Raw genomic sequence first — 20,852 nt, forward strand, 5'->3', positions numbered from 1 at the left:
CAGAGGCGGAGGTGGTCCCGTCAGGCGCGGCGGGCCACCACGACCGAATGGGGAGCCACGGCGGTGAGGCGCTCCGGCAGGGGGTCGCCCCTCAGCTGAGCGTGCGAGTCGAACAGGGGCTCCCCGAGGGTGGGGGCGATCGCCCGCAGATCGACCGCGGCATCCGAGAAGTTCACCACCAGCACGATCGGCGGCCGCTCGAGCACGAGCCAGCGGTCGTCTTCGCTGAAGTCGACGCGCACGTCGGCGAGCCGCAGCTCGTCGCCCGGGGGCAACGTGGTCCGGATCGTCGCGAGCCGGCGGTAGACGCCGAGCACCGATCGGTGCTCCGGATGCGCCGGGTCGTCGATCTCGGACCAGTCGAGTTTCGAGTTCGTGAACGTCGACGGATCTTGCGGGTCGGGAACGACGTCGGGATCCCAGCCCATCTTCTCGAACTCCGCGATGCGGCCCTCGGCGGTGGCTTTGCCGAGATCGGGCTCCGGATGCGAGGTGAAGAACTGCCACGGCGTCGACGCCGCCCATTCCTCACCCATGAAGAGCATCGGGGTGAACGGCCCGAGCAGGGTGAGGGCGGCCGCGATGGCGAGCGAATCGGGCCCGAGCGTCGCGGTGAGCCGGTCGCCGATGGCGCGGTTGCCGATCTGGTCGTGATTCTGCGAGGCCACCACCAGCCGCCACGGTGCGGTCGCCGCCCGATCGAGCTCGACGCCGTGCTCCCGCTCGCGGAAGCTCGAGTAGGTGCCGTCGTGGAAGAAGCCACGGGTGAGCACCTTGGCCAGCGCTCCGACCGAGTCGAAGTCGGCGTAGTAACCCGAGGTCTCGCCGGTGAGGTTGACGTGCACGGCGTGGTGGAAGTCGTCGCTCCACTGACCATCGAGACCGTAGCCGCCCTCGTCGCGGCCGAGGAACATGACCGGGTCGTTGAGGTCGCTCTCGGCGATCAGCAGTCGCTTCACCCCGGTGTCGGCCGACAGGGCGTCGACCGCCTCGCCGAGCTCGGCGAGCAGGTGCATCGTCGAGTGGTCGACCAGGGCGTGCACGGCGTCGAGGCGCAGGCCGTCGACGTGGTAGTCGCCGAGCCACATCAGCGCATTGTGGATGATGTAGCTCCGCACCTCCTTCGCACCCTCGTGCTCGAGGTTCACCGAGTCGCCCCAGGTGTTGCTCGACTCGTGGTGCAGGTAGGGCCCGAACAGCGGCAGGTAGTTGCCGCTCGGCCCGAGGTGGTTGTAGACGACGTCTTGGATGACGGCGAGACCGGCGGCATGGCAGGCGTCGACGAAGCGGCGGTAGGCCTCCGGTCCGCCGTAGCCCTCGTGCACCGTGAACCAGGCGACACCGTCGTAGCCCCAGTTGTAGGTGCCGTTGAAGCCGTTCACCGGCAGCAGCTCCACGTGTGTGACGCCGATCGAGAGCAGGTGGTCGAGTTTGCCGGCCGCGGCATCGAGCGTGCCCTCCGGGGTGAATGTGCCGATGTGCAGTTCGTAGATCTCGGCCGAGTCGACGGGCAGCCCCGCCCAGCCCGCGTCGTGCCACTCGTAGCCCTGTGCGTCGTCGGTACGCGAGAGACCGTGCACGCCCTCGGGCTGGCGGCGCGAGCGCGGGTCGGGGTAGGGCCCCTGGCCGTCGAGCAGGTAGCCGTAGTCGAGCCCGGCGCGCCAGTCGACCCCGGGCTCCGGGAACCACCAGCCGCCGTCTCTCAGGGCCATCGGATGCGCCGTGCGGCCGCCGCTGCCGGTGCCGTCGGCCGCTCCCCGCGTGGGGCTCGCGGGGTCGTCGATCACGAGCTCCACGCGCTCGGCGCGAGGCGCCCAGACCCGGAAGTCCCGGAAGTCACGGAAGTCGTTGGCGTCGTCGTCGGTCATGATTCCTCGATGGTCTGCAGAAGGGCGACGGGGTAGGTCTCGAACACGGCGGCCAGTCGCACGCTGCCGGCCTCGAACAAGCGGCCGGTGAAGGCGTCGACGTAGCCGTTGCGGGCCGGCGGCAGCTCGACCACGGTGTCGTCCCACCCACCGTGGTGCAGCAGGCCGAGCGGCAGTCGGGTGGCGAGGGTGATGGCGCCCCCACGGTCGAAGGCGATGGCGTGGCGTGCCGCCGAGCCCCTCGCCTCGAGCGGCGTGTACGCCTGGAACAGCTCGGGCCGGTCGCGCCGCAACCGCAGCGCGGCCGAGACGACGAGCAGCTTCACGGCACCGTCGTCGTCGGGGTCAGCCGCCGAGGCCGCCCAGTCGGGCAGCTCGCCCGTGTCTTGATGGGCGAGCGCCTCCGAGCGGGCGTCGAAGTCGACGAACCGGCGGTTGTCGGGGTCGACGAGCGAGTGGTCCCAGAACTCGGTTCCCTGGTAGACGTCGGGCACCCCGGTGGTGGTGAGCTGCACGAGCTTCTCAGAGAGCGAGTTGCTGCGGCCGGCGCTGCGCACACTCGCCACCTGGCTCTCGATCAGGCCCCGGGCGATGGGGTCGGTGTAGACGGCGTCGATGGCATCCGACATCCGTTGTTCGAACTCCTCGTCGGGGTCGAGCCAGCCCGTGGAGTCACCGGCTTCGCGGGCGGCCTTGAGCGCGTAGTCCTGAGCGCGTTCTCGGCTGAGCGGCCAGGCCCCCACCATGGCCTGCCAGAGCAGGTTCTCGAAGCTGCCGTCGCCGAGGGGGAGCGTCGAGCGGATCTTCGCGAGGGTGCCGGCCCAGCCCTCGGCGATCTCGGCGAGCACCGAGATTCGGGCGCGGGTGTCTTCAGAGCGCTTGGTGTCGTGGGTCGAGAGCGTGGTCATCGTGAACGGCAGCGTCTCGTTGCGGTGCTGCTGCAGTGCGTGGAACTCCTCGACGCCCACACTGAACTCGTCGGGCTCCGCGCCCACCTCGGTGAGGCTGGTGAGTCTCGTCCAGCGGTAGAACGCCGTGTCTTCGACGCCCTTGGCCATCACCATTCCCGACGTCTGCTGGAACCGGATGCTCGGCGCGGTTCCGGTGCGGCCGAGCACCTCGGCGGTCTGCCGCAGCACCGGTTCGAGCTCCGGCCGGTGCTCGAGAGCGAGCTCGAGCGCGCGGTCGAGGTGTTCCCGGCCGTCGGGCAGATAGGAGCGGTAGACGGGGAAGCAGGTGAGCAGCTCGCTCACGGCGTCGGTGATCTCGGCGCTCGCGGTGGGCGTGGACAGACCGCCGGCGCGCTCGATGTCGCGGGTGAGCCGCCGGGCCTCGGCCTGCAGGATGCCGTCGGCCACGGCGCGTTTGGTGTCGTGGATCAGCCCCTGGTAGGTGCCCGCGGCCCTCGTGCTCGTGCGCGCCCTCTCGTCGGCGGTCTCGGTGAGCGTCTTCTGCCGTTCGGTGCGCACGTCGCGGAGTTCGGCGGCCAGGGCGTCGAGCGGTTGCTCGCCGGCCGGGTCGATGAACACCCGGTCGAGGCCGGCGAGGGCGTCGTAGCCCGTGGTGCCGGCCGACGGCCAGGCGGGGTCGAGGGGCTCGTCGCCCTCGAGGATCTTCTCGATCAGGATGTAGGCGCCGCCGGTGAGCGCCGAGAGACGTTCGATGTACTGCCCCGGGTCGGCGAGGCCGTCGGGGTGATCGACCCGCAGCCCGTCGACGAGGCCGTCACGGAACCAGCGCGCGATCTCGGCGTGCGACTCGTCGAACACCCACTGCTCCTCGACCCGGATCGCCGCGAGCGACGACACGGCGAAGAACCGGCGGTAGTTGAGATCGGTGCTCTCGAGCCGCCAGTTCATGAGCCGGTAGCTCTGCCGGTCATGCACGGTCTGCGGGCTTGCGCCGTCGTCGGCGGTGCCCGGCGCGATCGGGTAGCGGTTGTCGTAGTAGGCGAGCAGGGTCTCGCCCGCTTCGCTTGTCTCGAGCGTGAGGGCGTCGAGCGAGTCGTCGCCGAGCACCGGGATGGTGAGCCGCCCGCCGCCGGCCTCCCAGTCGATGTCGAAGGCGTCGGCGTAGCGCGACTCGCGGCCGTGCTTCAGCAGATCCCACCACCAGGGGTTCTGGGCGGGGGTGGCGACGCCGACGTGGTTGGGCACGATGTCGACGAGCACTCCGAGACCGGCCTCGTGGGCGGCATCCGACAGCGCTTTCAGGCCGTCGGCGCCACCCCGCGACTCGTCGACACGCGAGTGGTCGGTGACGTCGTAGCCGTGCTGCGACCCCTCCTCTGCCTGCAGGATGGGAGAGAGGTAGACCCAGTCGACGCCGAGACGCGACAGGTAGGGAACCAGGCGCGCCGCATCCCACAGGGTGAAGCTGTCGGTGAGCTGGAGCCGATAGGTCGAACGGGGAGTGCGCATCCGGAGTGCTCTTTCTGACAGGGGTGGGCGGCCCTCCCCGCTAACCCACCGAGGGGCTCGCGGGGATGATCGTTCCGGTGGAGTCGGCCTGGGCGGTGAGCGACGCGGCCACGGAGTGGTCGGGTTCGACCTCGAGTTCGCGATGAACTCGAAGCACCACCATCGAGCGTGCCCCGACAGTGAGCGGTCCGCCAGCCTCGAACACCTGGGAATCCGCCGCTTCGCCCGCCGTGTCGATCACCACGTCCCAGCTCGCGGAGTATTCGGCCGAAGGCAGGGTGAACACCTGGTCTTCGTCGTGGGCGTTGAAGTAGAGCAGAAAGTGCACGTCGCTCAGCGGGTTGCCGCGCTGATCGCGGGCCCGGATGCCGTGGCCGTTCAAGAACACGCCCACCGATCGCGAGAGGGCCGAGTCCCACTCCTCGGGCATCATCTCGGTGGCGTCTTCGTTCAGCCACACGATGTCGGGCAGCGGCTCTCCCTTGCCGCGCTTGACGGGCCGGCCGTCGAAGAAGCGGCTGCGGCGGAACGTCGGATGCTCCTTGCGGAGGCGCAGCACCGCCGCGGTGAACTCGATCAGCGGTTGGTCCTCGGAGTCCCAGTGCACCCAGGTGAGCGGCGAGTCCTGCGCGTAGGTGTTGTTGTTGCCGAGCTGCGTGCGGCCGAGCTCGTCGCCGTGCAGCAGCATCGGCACGCCCTGCGAGAGCAGCATCGTGGCGAGGAAGTTGCGCTGCTGCCTGGCGCGCAGGGTGAGCACCTTAGGATCGTCGGTCGGGCCCTCGACGCCGCAGTTCCACGAGCGGTTGTGCGATTCGCCGTCGTTGTTGTCTTCGCCGTTCGCCTCGTTGTGCTTCTCGTTGTAGGAGACGAGGTCGCGCAGGGTGAAGCCGTCGTGCGCCGTGACGAAGTTGATGCTCGCCACCGGGCGGCGGCCGGAGTGCTCGTAGAGGTCGGCGCTGCCGGTGAACCGGCTCGCGAACTCGCCGAGGCTCGAGGGCTCGCCGCGCCAGAAGTCGCGCACGGTGTCACGGTATTTTCCGTTCCACTCCGTCCACTGCGGCGGGAAGTTGCCCACCTGGTAGCCGCCGGGGCCGACGTCCCAGGGCTCCGCGATGAGCTTGACCTGCGACACCACGGGGTCTTGCTGCACGAGCTCGAAGAAGGTCGACAGGCGGTCGACGTCGTAGAACTCGCGCGCCAGGGCGCTCGCGAGGTCGAAGCGGAAGCCGTCGACGTGCATCTCGGTGACCCAGTAGCGCAGGGAGTCCATGATGAGCTGCAGAGCGTGCGGATGCCGCACGTTGAGCGTGTTGCCGGTGCCCGTGTAGTCCATGTAGTACCGCTGATCGTCTTCCATCAGGCGGTAGTAGGCGGCGTTGTCGATGCCGCGGAAGCTCAGTGTCGGCCCGAGGTGGTTGCCCTCGGCGGTGTGGTTGTAGACCACGTCGAGGATGACCTCGATGCCGGCCGCGTGCAGCGACTTCACCATGCCCTTGAACTCCTGCACCTGCTGACCGCGGTCGCCGGTGGAGGAGTAGGAGTTGTGCGGCGCGAAGAAGCCGATGGTGTTGTAGCCCCAGTAGTTCGACAGGCCCTTGTCGAGCAGCACGCTGTCGTTGACGAACTGGTGCACGGGCATGAGCTCGATGGCGGTGACGCCGAGCTTCAGCAGGTGGCTGACCACCGCCGGATGCGCGATGCCGGCGTAGGTTCCGCGCTGCTCCTTCGGCACCTCGGGGTGCAGTTCGGTGAGCCCCTTGACGTGCGCCTCGTAGATGACGCTCTCGCTGTAGGGGATGCGGAGCTTGCGATCGCCCGACCAGTCGAAGAACGGGTTGATCACCACGCCGTAGGTCATGTGCTTGACCGAGTCCTCGTCGTTCACCGAGTCGGGGTCGCCGAAGGTGTAGGAGAACAGCGACTGGTCCCAGTCGATCTCGCCGCTCGTCGCCTTGGCGTAGGGGTCGAGCAGCAGCTTGTTGGGGTTCGCCCGCTGACCCTTCTCGGGGTCGTAGGGGCCGTGCACCCGGTAGCCGTAGCGCTGACCCGGCTGCACCTGCGGCAGGTAGGCGTGCCACACGAAGGCGTCGACCTCGGTCAGCTCGACCCGGGTCTCCGCTCCCTTGTCGCCGAACAGGCAGAGCTCGACCCGTTCGGCGGCCTCACTGAAGAGGGCGAAGTTCGTTCCGCTCCCGTCGTAGGTGGCTCCGAGGGGGTAGGCCGATCCTGGCCATGACTGCATCTGATCTCCTGTCGATTCGGTTCAACGCTAGCGGGTCGAGACGGGCATGCCCTGATCGGCCCATGACCCTACCCCGCCGCGATCGATCGCGGTAGCGTTGCACCATGGCCAACCTCGTGGAAACCCTGACCGACGCGACCAAGTCCATCGGAGTCGGAGCCGCCTACGGCGCGCCTGTCGAGATCGAGGGCAAGACCATCGTTCCGGTGGCGCTCGTCTGGGCCGGTTTCGGGGGCGGTAACGGCACGGGCAACGGCAACGCGAACTCGCCGACGGATGCTTCGAAGCCCCTGCTCGGGGGCGAGGCCGGTGGTGAGGGCTTCGGCGGTGGCGGCCTCAGCGTGCCCATCGGCGCCTACGTCACGACCGACGGCAACGCCTCCTTCGAGCCCAACCTGATCGCCCTGCTCGCGGTCTCGATTCCGGTCATCATCACGAGCGGCTGGGCCTTCGCCCGGGTCATCAAGGCACTCAAGAAGTAGCCCGAGGCCGCGCGTGGCCACCGACCTGCTCTGGACGGGGCCGGACGACGGGCCGACGCTGGTGCTCGCCCACGGGGCGGGCGCTGCGATGGACTCGGCGTGGCTCGAGCGGTTCTGCGGCCTGCTCGCGGAGCCCGCCCGGGGCATCCGGGTGGCCCGGTTCGAGTTCGGCTACATGGCTGCGCGGCGCACCGGCACCCGCAAGCCGCCGCCCAAGGCGGAGACCCTGATGCAGGAGTACCGCGACGCGGTCGCCGAGGTCTGCCTCATCGCCGGGGCACCGGTGGCCATCGGCGGCAAGTCGATGGGCGGGCGGGTCGCCAGCATGGTGGCCGACGACCTCAGGGCAGGCGGGTCGGTCGCCGCCCTCGTGGTGCTCGGCTACCCGTTCCACCCGCCGGGGTCGCCCGAGAAGCTCCGCACCGCGCACCTCGAGGCGCTCGAGACCCCCACCCTCATCTGTCAGGGCACGCGTGACCCGTTCGGCACCCGAGACGAGGTCAGCGGCTACCGGCTCGCCCCCGGCATCCGGTTCGTCTGGCTCGACGACGGCGAGCACGAGCTCAAGCCGCGCACGAAGATCAGCGGGTTCACGCACGCCGAGCACCTCGTGACGGCCGCCGACGCCGTGGCCGCGTTCGTGCGCGACCGGGTTCGGGATGCCGCCTCCGCCTGAACCGGGCGCGGTCTATACTCGTCATCAACACGGGAGTCCGGTGAGCCGGGCTGAGAGGAAGGTTCTCAACCTTCGACCGTCGAACCTGATCTGGATCATGCCAGCGCAGGGAGGCATCTCTTGACCGTGTTCGGTGTTCACCGGCGCGCTCGCGAGCCGGCCGCAGCCGGACACGGAGAACCTGTGCCCCTTCCACCTCACTGAATGGGCAGGACACAATGCACACCACCTCCAACACCATCCGCTCCGCCACCTCCGCCGGCCGCCGCCGGGTCGTCTACCGCTGGCGGGTCGTCGACATCGTCGTCGCCAGCGTCATCGGCGTGGCCTCCGGACTCATCTTCTGGGTCTGGAACCTCACCTACAGTCCCTTCAGCGCCGGGCTCGAAGCGCTGCTGCCGGGCGCTCAGAGTCTCGTCGGCGGCGTCTGGCTCTTCGCCGGCGTGCTCGGCGGCCTCATCATCCGCAAACCCGGCGCGGCGCTGTTCACCGAACTGGTCGCGGCCGTCGTGTCGGCGCTGGTCGGCACCCAATGGGGCCCGTTGACCCTGGTCTCGGGGCTCGTGCAGGGGCTCGGCGCCGAGATCGTGTTCGCGATCTTCCTCTACGCCAACTACCGGGTCTACGTCGCCGTTCTCGCGGGCGCGGGCGCCGGCATCGCGATGGGCATCAACGATTCGGTGCTCTGGTACCCGGGGCTCACGGGCCAGTTCTACGTCACCTACATCATCTGCGGCGCCATCAGCGGTGCGGTGATCGCCGGCCTGCTGTCCTGGCTCGTCGTACGGGGGCTCGCCCGAACGGGAGCACTCAGCCGGTTCGCCTCCGGCCGAGAGGCCACGGCAAGGGCCTGAGCGTGCCCGGCCCCACCCCCGTTCCCGCCGCCGGCCCCGTTCCCGCCGCCGGCCTCCGCGCCGACGGCTGGGGCTGGCGGCACGCCGGCCGGTCGTCGTGGGCCGTGCGCGGTCTCGACCTGGTGATCGAGCCGGGGGAGCGCGTGTTGCTGCTCGGGGCATCCGGAGCCGGCAAATCCACCCTCATGCAGGCGTTCGCCGGCGTGCTGGGCGGCGTCGACGAGGGTGACGAAGAGGGGAGTCTGCTGGTCGACGGGGTCGCCCCCGCCGGGCAGCGCGGACGGGTTGGCCTGCTCATGCAAGACCCGGATTCGCAGGTCGTGCTCGCGCGCGTCGGCGACGACGTGGCGTTCGGATGCGAGAACCTCGGTGTGCCGCGTGCCGACATTTGGCCGCGGGTGGCCGCGGCCCTCGACGCCGTGGGACTCGACCTGCCGCTCGACCACCCCACGTCAGAGCTCTCGGGAGGCCAGAAGCAACGGGTGGCGCTCGCCGGAGTGATCGCGATGCAGCCGGGAGTGGTGCTGCTCGACGAGCCGACGGCCAATCTCGACCCGGGCGGCGTGATCGAGGTGCGGGATGCCGTCGCCGACGTGGTGCGGTCGTCGCACGCCACCTTCGTGGTGATCGAGCACCGGGTCGACATCTGGCTCGACGTGGTCGACCGGGTGGTCGTGCTCGCCCCCGGCGGCGGGGTGCTCGCCGACGGCGTCCCCTCCGTGGTGCTGCGCGATCGAGGCGCCGAGCTCGCGCGCGACGGCGTGTGGGTGCCGGGCCACGACCCGCTCGAGGGCCGGCCGGCCCGGGGCGGGGAGCCGGCCTCTGGTCGGGTCGCTGCGCCGGACTCCGGCGCGGTCGCCGAGGCGATCGGGCCCGACAGCTCGCCGCCGCGGGTGCGGGCGACGGATGCCGCGGACGCACCCGTTCCCGTCTCGACGGGGTTGCTGGCGGCGCACGGCCTCGTGGTCGAGCGGGTGCCGGGCTCGCCGGTGGCGGGCGGCATCGATCTCACGCTGCGCGCCGGTCGTGCGCTGGCGATCACCGGCGCCAACGGCGCGGGCAAGACGACCCTCGCCCTCACGCTGGCGGGGCTCATCCCACGGGCCGGAGGCACGCTCGCGGCCTCGGCGGTGCTCGCCGCCGGCCTCGGGCGCCCGAGACACGACGGCGCTGCGCGTCGACGGCGGCAGCAGCAGCGGGAGCTGCGCGAGCGGGAGCGGGAGCGAGTTCGCCGGGGCGACACTCCGGTCGGGGCGGCCGGCATCGGCGCGAGCTCGCCCGACCAGCGGCTCGACCCGTTCGAGTGGAGATCGGGCGATCTTCTGACGCGCATGGGCATGGTGTTCCAAGACCCCGAGCACCAGTTCGTGACCGGATCGGTTCGCGGAGAGCTCGAGGTGTCGCTGCGGGCGCTCCGGCTGCCTCAGCAGCAGATCGACGAGCGCGTCGCCGAGGTGGCCGGCCGGCTCCGGCTCGACGGGCTGCTGAAGGCCAACCCCTACACGCTGTCGGGCGGCGAGAAGCGCCGTCTCTCGGTCGCGTCGGCGCTCGTCGCGCGCCCGCGCATCCTGGTGCTCGACGAGCCGACGTTCGGGCAGGATTCGCGCACCTGGGCCGAGCTCGTGCGCCTGCTCGCCGAGCAGCTCGATCGGGGCACCGCGATCGTCGCGGTGACTCATGACCAGGCGTTCATCGACGCGCTGGCCGACGACGAGTTCGTCGTGGGAGCGACCGCCGTCCTGGCTCCCGGTGCAGGCCGCGGGGGTGTGGCCGAATGAGCGTTCTCACTCCCGCGCGCGGACCGCAGTCGATCTACTCGATCAACCCGGTGGCGAAGCTCGCGGCATCCCTGGCCCTGAGCGCGCTGCTTCTCGTGACGATCGACTGGGTGTCGGCCGCGGTCGCCCTCGTGCTCGAGAGCGTGCTGTTCTTCTGGGCCGGTCTGTCGCCCGGGCAGTTCTTCCGGCGCACGGCGGCGATCTGGATCGCGGCTCCGCTCGCCGGTCTCACCACCCTGCTCTACGGGGTCTCCGCCGGGCAGACCTATCTGCAGTTCTGGCTCATCCACATAAGCGACGGGTCGATCGCGCTCGCCGTGGCGACCGTGCTGCGCATCCTGGCCATCGGCCTGCCCGCCGTCGTGCTGTTCGCCACGATCGACCCGACCGACCTCGCCGATGGTCTCGCGCAGGTGTGGCACCTGCCCAGCCGGTTCGTGCTGGGAGCGCTCGCCGGTCTGCGGCTGATCGGCCTGTTCCTGCAGGACTGGCGCCAACTCGAACTGGCACGCCGGGCGCGTGGCCTCGGTGACACCGGCCGCATCCGGCGCTTCGCCAACCAGGCCTTCGCCCTGCTCGTCATCTCGATCCGGCGCGGCAGCAAGCTCGCGACGGCCATGGAGGCCCGCGGGTTCGGCGGCGACGTCGTGCGCTCCTGGGCGCGGCCGTCGCCGTTCGGCCGCCGGGAGTGGTTGCTGATCGCGATCGGGCTGGTCATCGGCGTCGTCGCGCTCGTGGCCGCGGTGCTCGCCGGCAGCCTCAACTTCGTGATCGGCTGATCGTGACCGTCATCCTCATCGACGGCCCGAGCGGGTCGGGCAAGACCGATCTGGCCTCGCGGCTGCGCGACGGCTGGGTCGGCGACGACCGGCCGACCGTCGTGCACCTCGACGACATCTATCCGGGCTGGGACGGGCTCGACGCCGCCAGCGAGGCCGTCACCGAGCATCTGCTGCTGCCGCTGCGCGCCGGGCGGCCGGGTCGCTGGCGGCGGCACGACTGGCAGACCGGGCGGCCCGCGGAATGGCACGGCGTCGACCCGCGGCATCCGCTCGTCATCGAGGGCTGCGGTGCGCTGAGCCGCGCGAACGCCGCTCTGGCCGACCTCAGCATCTGGGTCGAGGCCGACGACGCCGTGCGCAAGGCGCGCGCCCTGCAGCGCGACGGCGAGCTCTACGCCCGGGAATGGGACCGCTGGGAGGCGCAGTGGCAGCGGTTCGTGCGCCGGGAGAGCCCCCGCCAACTCGCCCTGCTCGTGGTGCCCACCTGAGCCGCCACAGGCTCACCGACCCGCTATTTGCGCGAATCGATGAACGCGGTGATCACGGGCACCGGGTTCATCAGGCGCCAGAGCGGCCCCGGGTCGCCGATGCGCGAGTCGAGTTCGAGCAGCACGTTCACGTCGCCGTCGGGTGTGGTGACGGTCACGCTGCCCACGTGCTGGCCCTTCGCGCCGGTGGCGAGCGGCTCGGCGTCGATCGTGTAGGTCAACGGCGAGGTCACCCAGAGCAGTCGTGACTCGGTGGCCAGCGCGACCCCGTTGGCCGTGTCGCCCCATGGTGTCGTGTAGGTCACGAAGGTCTGGCCCTCGGTCACCACGGGGGTCTGCGTGACCGTGCCGGCGGCCGAGGCCGCGAGGGCGGCGAGGTCGGCGTCGAGCGTGTCCCAGTCGGGTTCGCGGATGAATGCGCCGTAGAGCACGGCCGTGCCGGGCTCGGTTCCGGATGCCGCGGCCGGGTCGGCCGACACGGGCACCTCGAGCGCGAACAGGTAGCAGACGCCGGCCTGGTCGGTGTAGCTGCGCGAGACGCCGGTGTAGCCGAGCTCGGCCTGGTAGGCCGCGAGGTTGTCGACCCGGCGGTTGCCCGGAACGGTGACGTCGTCTTCGGCCATGGTCTCGGCGATCGAGGGCTCCGAGAAGGCGAGCGCGCTCACGCGTGCCAGGTCGGATGCGGTGCCCATGTCGTTCTCGTCGAGCCCGGTTGCGTCGACCAGGGTGATGCCGGTCAGATCGCGGGCGGCGAGCCAGGCGTCGGCTGCAGCGAGAAAATCGTCGACCGACCCGTAGGCCCAGCGGGCGAGCGTGTCGGCGTGATTGTTGCTCGAGCCGAGCAGCATGGCCTGCAGCATCTGCCGCTGGGTCCAGGTCTCGCCCTGGGTGACCCCGACGGTGCGGGCGCTCTCAGCCTGGTATTTCTGCAGACCGTCGACGTCGGCCTTCGAGATGGTGATCGTGGGCCCCTGCGCGCCCGCGGCCAGGGGCTTGGCGTCGAGCACCACGAGTGCCGTGATGATCTTGGCCACGCCGCCCATCGGCACGGCCTCGGTGAGCCCCCCGGAGGCGAAGACCGGGGTCGCCACGTCGGCGACGATGGCGCTGGCACCGGTCGACGGCATCGTAGGGGCGGCGGCGGCTGCCGACTGCGCCGGTGTCTCGCTGACCGAGGCGGTCGCGGTCGGCAGTGGGCCGACCAGGGTCGCCGGGCCGTAGAGGCCGAGGCCGAGGATCACGAACACGCCGACGACGATCACGACGGCTCTCACCGCTTTGCGTCCGACCGATCCCGCCATGGCTCCAGGCTACGGTCCCGGTCGCGCGCATCCCGGCACCGACCCGTATCGACCCGGTAACCATCTGCTTCGAACCCGCTGTGAGTCAGCCCCAGCCGAGCTCGTGGAGCTTGTCGTCGTCGATGCCGTAGTAGTGGGCGATCTCGTGCACGAGGGTGATGTGAATCTGGTCGCGCAATTCGTCGACGTCGTCGCAGATCGCCAGCAGGGGTTCGCGGAACAGCGTGATGCGATCGGGCATCTCGCCGAAGCCGTATTGGCCCCGCTCGGTGAGCGCGACGCCGTCGTAGAGCCCCAGCAGGTCGAGCGAGCCGTCTTCGGGCCGGTCTTCGACGACGAAGACCACGTTGTCGAGACCGTCGAGCATGTCGTCGGGCAGGTGGTCGAGTTCGTCGCCGACCAGCGCCTCGAAGGGCTCTTCGGCCATCTCGATCATCGCCGCCCCTGATGCTGCCCTGGCCCGGGTCGAAGACCTGGGCCCCTGATGCTGCAGTGGCCCGGGTCGAAGACCCGGGCCACCAGTGGGGTGAATAACGGGACTCGAACCCGCGACATCCGGCACCACAAGCCAGCGCTCTACCAACTGAGCTATATCCACCATGTTCGCCTCACAATCTCGATTGCGTGGCAACGAAGAAAGATTCTATTACATCCGCGAGGTGAATTCGCGCACCACGTCGGAAGAGATGGTTTTGAGCTCGGCCGACGTGGGCCCGGGCTCGGGGATGAACACCGCTTTGCGGTAGTACTCCAGCTCGCGGATCGACTCGAGGATGTCGGCCAGCGCGCGGTGGCCGCCCGCCTTCTCGGGCGCGTTGAAGTAGACGCGGGGGAACCAGCGGCGAGCGAGTTCTTTGATCGACGACACGTCGATGCTGCGGTAGTGGAGGTGCCCGTCGACCCGCGGCATGAACTTCGCCAGGAACGAGCGGTCGGTGCCGATCGTGTTGCCGGCGAGCGGGGCCTGCTGCGCGGTGGGCACGAACTTCAGGATGTATTCGAGCACCTGGTATTCGGCGTCGGCGAGGCTCACTCCGTGGGGGATCTCTTCGGCCAGACCACTGGTCTCGTGCATCTTGGTGACGAAGTCGTTCATGTTCGCCAAGGCGGAGGCGTCGGGCTTGATGACGATGCTGAAGCCGGGATCGACGAGCGCGAGATCGAAATCGGTGATGACCACCGCGACCTCGACCAGTTCGTCGACCTCGAGATCGAGCCCCGTCATCTCGCAGTCGATCCACACCAGGCGGTCTGAGGAAGAACTCATGCAGCGAGTCTAGTGGCGGCATCCGACGGCGAGGCCCTCCGTAGAATGGCGTCGATGATCATCACGCTCGCCATCCTGCTCCTCGTCAACGCCGCCTGGAACGCCATCGTCTGGCCCCAGTTCTTCAAGCGGGTGAACCGCGACGAACGGGCCCGCGACGCGGCCGGAAAGGCGACACCGTTCCTCATCGTGCACGCCGTGCTGATCGGCATCTCGTTGCTCATCGCGGTGATCTCGGCCGTGGTGGCCATCGTGGCGCTCGTCTCGCAGTAGCGCTCGGCGGCGGGCCGTGCCCCTGGCTGGATTCGAACCAGCGACAAACGGATTAGAAGGCCGGTGCTCTATCCACTGAGCTACAGGGGCGACGCGAAAAGCGTACTACGCGCGGCCGGGGAGCCCCGTGTGTGCGCGCTCGGTTCTGGGCGATGCTGGCGCTAGTCGGCGCTGGGCGCGACGCCGCGGGTGCCGGTTCCCGACGCGACCTGTTGCACGGTGGGCCGCGGCTCATGCGTCGGCAGCAGGGGAGTGGCGGGGGCGATGACGGCGTTCGCCGCCGAGCCGCCGGAGTAGGGCGAGCCGACCGCGGCCGTGTAGGCGGCGGGGGCGGCCGAAGGCGTGCGGGCCGTCAGCGGGGCGGGCGGTGCGGCCATGGCGACGGTGTTCACACCGAGCGTGTCTGAGTCGTTCGGCGTGTCGGGCGTGTGCTGCACGTGGTGCTGCTGCGCCACCCAGGCGTCTTGCTGGGCGAGCAGCTCGCGCTCGGCCGACGCGTCTTCGACGCTCCACCGGTCGAGGTCGGTCTGGAACACCCGCTTGGCGCGAGCCGGTCGCTGCTGCCACTCGATCAGCCGGTCGCGGAACTCGAACACCGCGGGCTCGACCTGGTAGCCGAACGTCGCGGAGTTGCGCTTCATCTCGGCGAGCGCGTGCGCGGCCCAGTTGGCGGCGACATCCGCTCCCCGAATCGGCAGAAGGCGCACCTGGATGTCGGCCTGCCCGGTCGCCCGGTCGGCGAGGATCTGCTCCTGGGGAGTCAGCGAATTCCAGACGGACGCCTGCTCGGCGGCGTCGATGAGCGACGCGATGGCCGAGATCTTCAGCTCACGATCGTGTTTGGCGAGCAGGCGCCGGATGGAGCTCGACGCGATCCAGGCCGCCAGCAGACCGGCCACGATGATCGCGGCCGCCGGAAGGATGATGCTCGAGACGACGTGTTCGCCGCTCGTCGAAGAGAGCCACCGTACGAAACCATTCCACCATTCCATGAGCGGCACACTACCTCGCGATTTTCGGTTGGCGACGGCGACGAGCCGGTGTCGCCCGAACTGGTGCCGCGGGCACCATGGCGCTTCTCGGCCGGCCGGTCAACGCAGGCACTCGGCCGCCTCCTCGCGGGCGCCGAACTCGCCGATCTCAACGACGCGTAGCGACGAGAAGAGGCGCTTCGCGCGGTAGCGGGCGACGCCGTCGGCGTCGGTCTGCTCGACGTAGCCCAGCACGACGCCCGAGGCAGCCGTGACGCGCCAATAGCCGTCGCGCACGCGGCGGAGAGCCGGCTGCTGCGGGGGTGTGGTGGTCGTCTTCATGATTCGACGCTACGGTGCACCACCGACATCGCCGGCTGGGTTCCGGGATCGGGCCCGGCATAGAATTCGGGCATGGAAACCTTCGTCCTTGCAGGAGGCTGCTTCTGGTGCCTCGACGCCGTCTATCGCACTCTCGACGGAGTGCACGACGTGGTGTCGGGCTACACCGGCGGCACCGTCGCCGACCCCACCTACGAACAGGTCTGCACCGGCACGACCGGCCAGGCCGAAGCCGTCGCCGTGACCTTCGACCCCGCCGTCATCCCGGCCGACATCATCCTCGACGTCTTCTTCACGTTGCACGACCCGCGGCAGCTGAACCGCCAGGGCAACGACGTCGGAACGCAGTACCGCTCGGCGATGTTCTACGACGGCGACGAGCAGAAGGCGCTCTTCGAGGCCGCGCTCGAGCGGGCCTCCGAGCTGTGGGACGGCGGAATCGTCACGACGCTGGAGCCGCTCGGCGCGTTCTACCGAGCCGAGGAGTACCACCAGGACTTCTTCGCCAAGAACCCCGGGCAGGGCTACTGCATGGCCGTCGCGGTTCCGAAGGTCACGAAGGTGCGCAAGGCCTACGCCAAGTACATCAAGGCCGCCTGACCGGCTGGCCGCAGGCCGGTTCTGACGTCGCCACGTCTCCGCACATCAGATCTCCTTCTCCACAATTCGCGACGACCGAGGGTCTGTGCACAGATGTGCCGCCCTCGGTCGTCGACCTTCCTGCTCCCGCGCAGAATCGGTTCGTCAGCACGACCACTACGCGAAGGAGCACACCATGCCCGACCTTTTGACCCTCACAGGAATCGTCGCGACCGATCCGCGCCACATCGTCACCAACTCGGGGCTCGACATCACGAGCTTCCGCCTGGCGTCGGGGCAGCGGCGGTTCGACCGCGACCAGAAGAAGTGGGTCGACGCCGAGACCAACTGGTACACGGTGAGCACCTTCCGGCAGCTCGCCACCAACGTCGAGTCATCCGTGGTGCGCGGCCAGCACGTCGTGGTCACCGGGCGCCTGCGCATCCGGGCGTGGGAGAGCGGCGACAAGTCCGGCACCACCATCGAGGTCGAGGCGGATGCCGTGGGCCACGACCTCTGCTGGGGCACGTCGGTCTACACGAAGTCGCTGTCGGCCGGCTCGCCGGAGGGCCAGGGCGCCGGGCAGGCCGTCGGCAGCGGTGCGGGCGACGGGCAGCCGGCGCAACCGGCCGAGTGGGCGACCCCCGGCCTGGCATCGGGTGGCGGGTCTGCTGGGCGTTCGGGCAACGGTTCGGGCCACGACGAGGCCTCCGCGGTCTCCGGCGACGGCTCGGCCGAGACCGCCGGCGCTTCGCTCGTGCCGTTCTGACCCGCACGGTGCGCAGGTCGGGGCCGAGCGGGGCAGTCTCCCAGCAGACTCGGCACGCCACCCCATAAACTTCATGGGGGCCCCACAGGCCGCCGCACTGCGCACCGCGAACGAGAGGACACTGCGAGCGATGCACACGAAACGACGCCACTCCGCCACCGCGGAACGGCCGGCGATCCGGTGGGCGGCGGCAGCCGTTCCCCTCGCACTGTCGCTGCTGCTGATCGCCTGCACGGCCGAACCGGCCGCCACGCCCAGCCCGACGGCGTCGACGACGCCCGTTGCGAGTCCGACGGCGACGACGACCCCCACGGCAGTCGCCGGGCAGCTGAACCCCGACGGCACGGCCACCGACAACCAGCCGTTCTTCGACTCGGTGAATCAGGCCCTGATCGCCTCGAACCCGGCGGCCGGTGGGGTCGACTTCACCAGCAATCTGCGCACCAACGGGTTCGACATCGCGGCGATGCAGGTCACGCCCGACATCACGACGGTCGGGGTCGCGGCCGACTCGATCCAGTTCTCGGTGCGCTGGAAAGACGAGTGCCTGATCGGGCAGTACGGCCAGGGCCAGTACAAGAGCGTCGTCACCCATGTGCTGGGCACCGGCTCGTGCCTGATCGGTCAGACCCGGCCAATAGACTGGTAGGCATGGCCGAATACATTTACTCGATGGTGCGCGCCCGCAAAGCGGTGGGCGACAAACTGATCCTCGACGACGTCACCATGGCGTTCCTCCCGGGGGCGAAGATCGGGGTCGTCGGTCCGAACGGTGCCGGTAAGTCGACCATCCTCAAGATCATGGCGGGCCTCGACACCCCGAGCAACGGCGAGGCCAAGCTCACCCCGGGGTTCACCGTCGGCATCCTGATGCAGGAGCCCGAGCTCGACGAAGACAAGACCGTTCTCGAGAACGTGCAGGAGGGCGTCGGCCCGATCAAGGGCAAGCTCGACCGCTTCAACGAGATCAGCGCCGAGATGGCCGAGCCCGACGCCGACTTCGACACGCTGCTGGCCGAGATGGGCACCCTCCAAGAAGAGATCGACGCTGCCGACGCGTGGGATCTCGACTCCCAGCTCGAGCAGGCGATGGATGCCCTGCGCACTCCGCCCGGCGACGCGACGGTCGCCAATCTCTCCGGTGGTGAGAAGCGCCGGGTCGCGCTGTGCAAGCTGCTGCTGCAGAAGCCCGATCTGCTCCTGCTCGACGAGCCCACCAACCACCTCGACGCCGAGAGCGTCGCCTGGCTCGAGCAGCACCTCTCGAAATACCCCGGCGCCGTGCTCGCCGTGACCCACGACCGGTACTTCCTCGACCACGTCGCCGAATGGATCGCCGAGGTCGACCGCGGTCGCCTCTACCCCTACGAGGGCAACTACTCCACCTACCTCGAGAAGAAGCGCGAGCGCCTCGAGGTGCAGGGCAAGAAAGACGCGAAGCTCGCCAAGCGGCTCTCCGAAGAGCTCGACTGGGTGCGCAGCAACGCGAAGGGCCGTCAGGCCAAGTCGAAGGCTCGTCTGGCCCGCTACGAAGAGATGGCCAACGAGGCCGAGCGCACACGCAAGCTCGACTTCGAAGAGATCGTCATCCCAGTGGGCCCCCGTCTCGGTTCGCAGGTCATCGACGCGAAGAAGCTGCACAAGGGCTTCGGCGAGCGGGTGCTGATCGACGACCTGAGCTTCACCCTGCCGCGCAACGGCATCGTCGGCGTGATCGGCCCCAACGGCGTCGGCAAGACGACATTGTTCAAGACGATCGTGGGCCTCGAGCCCCTCGACAGCGGCGACCTCAAGATCGGCGACACCGTCGACATCTCCTACGTCGACCAGTCGCGCGGCGGCATCGACCCGAAGAAGACCCTCTGGGAGGTCGTCTCCGACGGGCAGGACTACATCCAGGTCGGCAAGACCGAGATCCCGTCACGCGCCTACGTCTCGACGTTCGGGTTCAAGGGGCCCGACCAGCAGAAGCCGGCCGGCGTGCTGTCGGGCGGTGAGCGCAACCGCCTGAACCTGGCCCTGACGCTGAAGCAGGGTGGCAACCTGCTGCTGCTCGACGAGCCCACCAACGACCTCGACGTCGAGACGCTCGGCAGCCTCGAGAACGCGCTGCTCGAGTTCCCGGGCTGTGCGGTGGTCATCACGCACGACCGGTGGTTCCTCGACCGCATCGCCACGCACATCCTGGCCTACGAGGGCACCGAGGCCGACCCGGCGAACTGGTATTGGTTCGAGGGCAACTTCGAGTCCTACGAAGAGAACAAGATCGAGCGCCTCGGCCCCGACGCGGCGAAGCCCCACCGCTCCGCCTACCGGAAGCTCACGCGGGACTAGACCCGGATGCGCCTGCACGTTCCGATCCAGCTGCGCTGGAGCGACCTCGACGCCTACGGCCACGTCAACAACGCGTCGATGCTGAAGATCCTCGAAGAGGCGCGCGTGTTCGCGTTCTGGGTCGACGGCGACCTCGCCGATCCGGGGCAGGCGGAGTGGACGACGGCGGTCATCGACGCGAGCCCGTCGACCCGCACAAAGAGCGTCATCTCGCGGCAAGAGATCGAATACGTGCGGTCGATGCCCTACATCCGGCAGCCGATCGACGTCGAACTCTGGATCGGCCACCTCGGCGGCGCGAGCCTCGACGTCTACTACGAGATCAAGAGCCCGCTCGCGGCTCCGCCGCAGGTCACCTTCGTGAAGGCGTCGACCACCCTGGTGCTCGTCGACGCCGAGACCGAGCGGCCACGGCGCATCCTGCCGCACGAGCGCGAAGCCTGGGAGCCCTACCTCGACGACCCCCTCGTCTTCCGCCGCCGGGCCTGACGCGCGGCGCCGGCTTCCCGCGCTCAGGCGTCGGGGTCGCTGACGCGAACCATGCCCTCCTGGGCGACCGAGGCGACGAGGTTGCCCGACCGGTCGTAGATGCTGCCGAGCGCGAGTCCCCGGCCGCCCCCGGCGCTCGGCGAGGTCTGCGTATAGAGCAGCCACTCGTCGGCGCGCGCGAACCGGTGCCACCACATGGCGTGATCGAGGCTCGCCATCTTGAGGTCGGGTCGCGCCCACGCGATGCCGTGCCGTCGCATCACCGGTTCGAGGATCGTGTAGTCGCTCGCGTAGGCGAGTGCGGCGCGGTGCAGGTTCGGGTCGTCGGGCAGACGGCCGAGCGACGTGATCCACACCGCCTGATGGGCGACGCGCTCGCCCTCCACCGTGATGTAGATCGGCGACGGGATGTGCCGCATGTCGAAGGCTCGCTCACGGGCCCAGGTGCGGGCGATCGGGTGGTCGATCGCCGAGAGCAGTTCCACGGCGCTCGGCAGGTCTTCGGGCTCCGGAAGATCGGAGGGCATCTCGACCTGGTGCTCGATGCCCTCGTCGGGCAGCTGGAACGAGAGGATCACCGAGAGGATCGGCACGCCGTTCTGGTAGGCCTGGGTGCGGCGGGTCGAGAACGAGCGGCCGTCGTGGATGCGCTCCACCGCGAACGTGATCGGCTGCCCGGCGTCGCCCGGCCGCAGGAAGTAGCCGTGCAGCGAGTGCACCACCCGCTCGGTGTCGACGGTGCGCACCGCGGCGATGAGCGCTTGCGCGAGAACCTGACCGCCGAAGACGCGGCCGTTCGGCATCCACTGCGAGGGCCCGGTGAAGATGTCTTCCTCGGTGCGGGCGCCGGTGTCGACCAGGTCGAGCGTGGTGAGGAAGCCGGAGAGGGGGTCGGACATGGTTCCTCCGAGAAGTGGTTCGCGACACAGTCGTCGTG

21 protein-coding genes, 2 tRNA genes and 1 riboswitch are annotated in these 20,852 nt (G+C 69.5%); of the genes, 12 read left to right on the forward strand and 11 right to left on the reverse strand.

What is annotated here, in order from left to right; genetic code table 11:
* Positions 1–20 precede the first annotated feature (20 nt).
* Genes treZ through glgX form a run of 3 tightly spaced genes read right to left on the reverse strand, consistent with a single transcriptional unit; the run spans position 21 to position 6,530 of the window.
* A complete protein-coding gene (treZ, locus tag N1032_RS04845) occupies positions 21–1,868 on the reverse strand; it encodes a malto-oligosyltrehalose trehalohydrolase (protein ID WP_259537813.1) in 1,848 nt (615 codons plus the stop codon).
* Positions 1,865–4,288 carry a malto-oligosyltrehalose synthase gene (locus N1032_RS04850; protein WP_259537814.1) on the reverse strand — a complete coding sequence of 808 codons (2,424 nt, stop codon included), beginning with the start codon at positions 4,286–4,288 and terminating at the stop codon, positions 1,865–1,867. The genes treZ and N1032_RS04850 overlap by 4 nt, the downstream gene beginning before the upstream one ends.
* Positions 4,289–4,328: 40 nt before the next feature.
* Entirely contained in the window at positions 4,329–6,530 is a 2,202-nt protein-coding gene (gene glgX / locus N1032_RS04855; protein ID WP_259537815.1) for a glycogen debranching protein GlgX, read from the reverse strand.
* Positions 6,531–6,634: 104 nt separating this feature from the next.
* Between glgX and N1032_RS04860 the strand changes: the two genes are divergently transcribed.
* The 6 genes from N1032_RS04860 to N1032_RS04885 all read left to right on the forward strand — a co-directional run bounded on the left by N1032_RS04860 (position 6,635) and on the right by N1032_RS04885 (position 11,590).
* Complete coding sequence (locus tag N1032_RS04860) at positions 6,635–7,012, forward strand: hypothetical protein (protein ID WP_259537816.1); 378 nt, start codon at positions 6,635–6,637, stop codon at positions 7,010–7,012.
* A 13-nt stretch (positions 7,013–7,025) separates the two neighbouring features.
* Entirely contained in the window at positions 7,026–7,688 is a 663-nt protein-coding gene (locus N1032_RS04865) for an alpha/beta fold hydrolase (RefSeq protein ID WP_259537817.1), read from the forward strand.
* Between the two features lie 28 nt (positions 7,689–7,716).
* A riboswitch (TPP riboswitch) is annotated at positions 7,717–7,817 on the forward strand.
* An 89-nt stretch (positions 7,818–7,906) separates the two neighbouring features.
* A complete protein-coding gene (locus tag N1032_RS04870) occupies positions 7,907–8,542 on the forward strand; it encodes an ECF transporter S component (RefSeq protein ID WP_259537818.1) in 636 nt (211 codons plus the stop codon).
* A gap of 2 nt (positions 8,543–8,544) precedes the next feature.
* Positions 8,545–10,320, forward strand: a complete 1,776-nt coding sequence (locus N1032_RS04875; protein WP_259537819.1) for an ABC transporter ATP-binding protein — start codon at positions 8,545–8,547, stop codon at positions 10,318–10,320.
* Positions 10,317–11,099 (forward strand): energy-coupling factor transporter transmembrane component T family protein, encoded by a 783-nt coding sequence (locus N1032_RS04880; protein ID WP_259537820.1) that lies wholly within the window; start codon positions 10,317–10,319, stop codon positions 11,097–11,099. The genes N1032_RS04875 and N1032_RS04880 overlap by 4 nt, the downstream gene beginning before the upstream one ends.
* A gap of 2 nt (positions 11,100–11,101) precedes the next feature.
* On the forward strand, positions 11,102–11,590 hold the full coding sequence (locus N1032_RS04885) for a nucleoside/nucleotide kinase family protein (protein ID WP_259537821.1): 489 nt from the start codon (positions 11,102–11,104) through the stop codon (positions 11,588–11,590).
* A gap of 23 nt (positions 11,591–11,613) precedes the next feature.
* Here the strand turns inward: N1032_RS04885 and N1032_RS04890 are convergent, their stop codons facing one another.
* The 4 genes from N1032_RS04890 to orn all read right to left on the reverse strand — a co-directional run bounded on the left by N1032_RS04890 (position 11,614) and on the right by orn (position 14,158).
* Positions 11,614–12,891 carry a D-alanyl-D-alanine carboxypeptidase family protein gene (locus tag N1032_RS04890; RefSeq protein ID WP_259537822.1) on the reverse strand — a complete coding sequence of 426 codons (1,278 nt, stop codon included), beginning with the start codon at positions 12,889–12,891 and terminating at the stop codon, positions 11,614–11,616.
* Positions 12,892–12,976: 85 nt separating this feature from the next.
* On the reverse strand, positions 12,977–13,327 hold the full coding sequence (locus tag N1032_RS04895; protein WP_259537823.1) for a metallopeptidase family protein: 351 nt from the start codon (positions 13,325–13,327) through the stop codon (positions 12,977–12,979).
* Between the two features lie 86 nt (positions 13,328–13,413).
* Positions 13,414–13,489: transfer RNA gene (locus N1032_RS04900), tRNA-His, on the reverse strand.
* A gap of 48 nt (positions 13,490–13,537) precedes the next feature.
* Positions 13,538–14,158: an oligoribonuclease gene (gene orn / locus N1032_RS04905; protein ID WP_259537824.1), complete on the reverse strand. Its 621-nt coding sequence runs from the start codon at positions 14,156–14,158 to the stop codon at positions 13,538–13,540.
* Between the two features lie 54 nt (positions 14,159–14,212).
* On the opposite strand from orn, the gene N1032_RS04910 reads away from it, so the two are divergent.
* Positions 14,213–14,431: an SCO4848 family membrane protein gene (locus N1032_RS04910; RefSeq protein ID WP_259537825.1), complete on the forward strand. Its 219-nt coding sequence runs from the start codon at positions 14,213–14,215 to the stop codon at positions 14,429–14,431.
* A 17-nt stretch (positions 14,432–14,448) separates the two neighbouring features.
* Here N1032_RS04910 and N1032_RS04915 read toward each other — a convergent pair.
* From N1032_RS04915 to N1032_RS04925, 3 genes are all read right to left on the reverse strand, one after another.
* Positions 14,449–14,521, reverse strand: a tRNA-Arg gene (locus N1032_RS04915).
* 71 nt (positions 14,522–14,592) lie between these two features.
* Entirely contained in the window at positions 14,593–15,423 is an 831-nt protein-coding gene (locus tag N1032_RS04920; protein WP_259537826.1) for a hypothetical protein, read from the reverse strand.
* A 99-nt stretch (positions 15,424–15,522) separates the two neighbouring features.
* Positions 15,523–15,744, reverse strand: a complete 222-nt coding sequence (locus N1032_RS04925; protein WP_259537827.1) for a hypothetical protein — start codon at positions 15,742–15,744, stop codon at positions 15,523–15,525.
* 72 nt (positions 15,745–15,816) lie between these two features.
* Here N1032_RS04925 and msrA point away from each other — a divergent pair, with 72 nt between their 5' ends.
* The 5 genes from msrA to N1032_RS04950 all read left to right on the forward strand — a co-directional run bounded on the left by msrA (position 15,817) and on the right by N1032_RS04950 (position 19,915).
* Positions 15,817–16,344 carry a peptide-methionine (S)-S-oxide reductase MsrA gene (msrA, locus tag N1032_RS04930; protein WP_259537828.1) on the forward strand — a complete coding sequence of 176 codons (528 nt, stop codon included), beginning with the start codon at positions 15,817–15,819 and terminating at the stop codon, positions 16,342–16,344.
* Between the two features lie 175 nt (positions 16,345–16,519).
* A complete protein-coding gene (locus N1032_RS04935; protein WP_259537829.1) occupies positions 16,520–17,092 on the forward strand; it encodes a single-stranded DNA-binding protein in 573 nt (190 codons plus the stop codon).
* 130 nt (positions 17,093–17,222) lie between these two features.
* Entirely contained in the window at positions 17,223–17,741 is a 519-nt protein-coding gene (locus tag N1032_RS04940; RefSeq protein WP_259537830.1) for a DUF6993 domain-containing protein, read from the forward strand.
* A 2-nt stretch (positions 17,742–17,743) separates the two neighbouring features.
* Positions 17,744–19,426: an energy-dependent translational throttle protein EttA gene (gene ettA, locus N1032_RS04945; RefSeq protein ID WP_259537831.1), complete on the forward strand. Its 1,683-nt coding sequence runs from the start codon at positions 17,744–17,746 to the stop codon at positions 19,424–19,426.
* 6 nt (positions 19,427–19,432) lie between these two features.
* Positions 19,433–19,915 carry an acyl-CoA thioesterase gene (locus N1032_RS04950; RefSeq protein ID WP_259537832.1) on the forward strand — a complete coding sequence of 161 codons (483 nt, stop codon included), beginning with the start codon at positions 19,433–19,435 and terminating at the stop codon, positions 19,913–19,915.
* A 23-nt stretch (positions 19,916–19,938) separates the two neighbouring features.
* On the opposite strand, the gene N1032_RS04955 is transcribed toward N1032_RS04950, so the two are convergent.
* The gene (locus N1032_RS04955) at positions 19,939–20,814 is read right to left on the reverse strand and encodes an acyl-CoA thioesterase (protein ID WP_259537833.1); all 876 of its coding nucleotides are present in this window, start codon (positions 20,812–20,814) and stop codon (positions 19,939–19,941) included.
* Positions 20,815–20,852 lie beyond the last annotated feature (38 nt).

It is taken from the genome of Herbiconiux daphne, from assembly GCF_024979295.1.
Classification (GTDB): Bacteria; Actinomycetota; Actinomycetes; order Actinomycetales; family Microbacteriaceae; genus Herbiconiux; species Herbiconiux daphnes.

Bases quoted from the DNA above. Each gene is read 5' to 3' on its own strand.
- treZ (WP_259537813.1), bottom strand. From the start codon at position 1,868: ATGACCGACGACGACGCCAACGACTTCCGTGACTTCCGGGACTTCCGG.
- N1032_RS04850 (WP_259537814.1), bottom strand. From the start codon at position 4,288: ATGCGCACTCCCCGTTCGACCTATCGGCTCCAGCTCACCGACAGCTTC.
- glgX (WP_259537815.1), bottom strand. From the start codon at position 6,530: ATGCAGTCATGGCCAGGATCGGCCTACCCCCTCGGAGCCACCTACGAC.
- N1032_RS04860 (WP_259537816.1), top strand. From the start codon at position 6,635: ATGGCCAACCTCGTGGAAACCCTGACCGACGCGACCAAGTCCATCGGA.
- N1032_RS04870 (WP_259537818.1), top strand. From the start codon at position 7,907: ATGCACACCACCTCCAACACCATCCGCTCCGCCACCTCCGCCGGCCGC.
- N1032_RS04880 (WP_259537820.1), top strand. From the start codon at position 10,317: ATGAGCGTTCTCACTCCCGCGCGCGGACCGCAGTCGATCTACTCGATC.
- N1032_RS04890 (WP_259537822.1), bottom strand. From the start codon at position 12,891: ATGGCGGGATCGGTCGGACGCAAAGCGGTGAGAGCCGTCGTGATCGTC.
- N1032_RS04895 (WP_259537823.1), bottom strand. From the start codon at position 13,327: ATGATCGAGATGGCCGAAGAGCCCTTCGAGGCGCTGGTCGGCGACGAA.
- orn (WP_259537824.1), bottom strand. From the start codon at position 14,158: ATGAGTTCTTCCTCAGACCGCCTGGTGTGGATCGACTGCGAGATGACG.
- N1032_RS04910 (WP_259537825.1), top strand. From the start codon at position 14,213: ATGATCATCACGCTCGCCATCCTGCTCCTCGTCAACGCCGCCTGGAAC.
- N1032_RS04920 (WP_259537826.1), bottom strand. From the start codon at position 15,423: ATGGAATGGTGGAATGGTTTCGTACGGTGGCTCTCTTCGACGAGCGGC.
- N1032_RS04925 (WP_259537827.1), bottom strand. From the start codon at position 15,744: ATGAAGACGACCACCACACCCCCGCAGCAGCCGGCTCTCCGCCGCGTG.
- msrA (WP_259537828.1), top strand. From the start codon at position 15,817: ATGGAAACCTTCGTCCTTGCAGGAGGCTGCTTCTGGTGCCTCGACGCC.
- N1032_RS04935 (WP_259537829.1), top strand. From the start codon at position 16,520: ATGCCCGACCTTTTGACCCTCACAGGAATCGTCGCGACCGATCCGCGC.
- N1032_RS04940 (WP_259537830.1), top strand. From the start codon at position 17,223: ATGCACACGAAACGACGCCACTCCGCCACCGCGGAACGGCCGGCGATC.
- ettA (WP_259537831.1), top strand. From the start codon at position 17,744: ATGGCCGAATACATTTACTCGATGGTGCGCGCCCGCAAAGCGGTGGGC.
- N1032_RS04950 (WP_259537832.1), top strand. From the start codon at position 19,433: ATGCGCCTGCACGTTCCGATCCAGCTGCGCTGGAGCGACCTCGACGCC.
- N1032_RS04955 (WP_259537833.1), bottom strand. From the start codon at position 20,814: ATGTCCGACCCCCTCTCCGGCTTCCTCACCACGCTCGACCTGGTCGAC.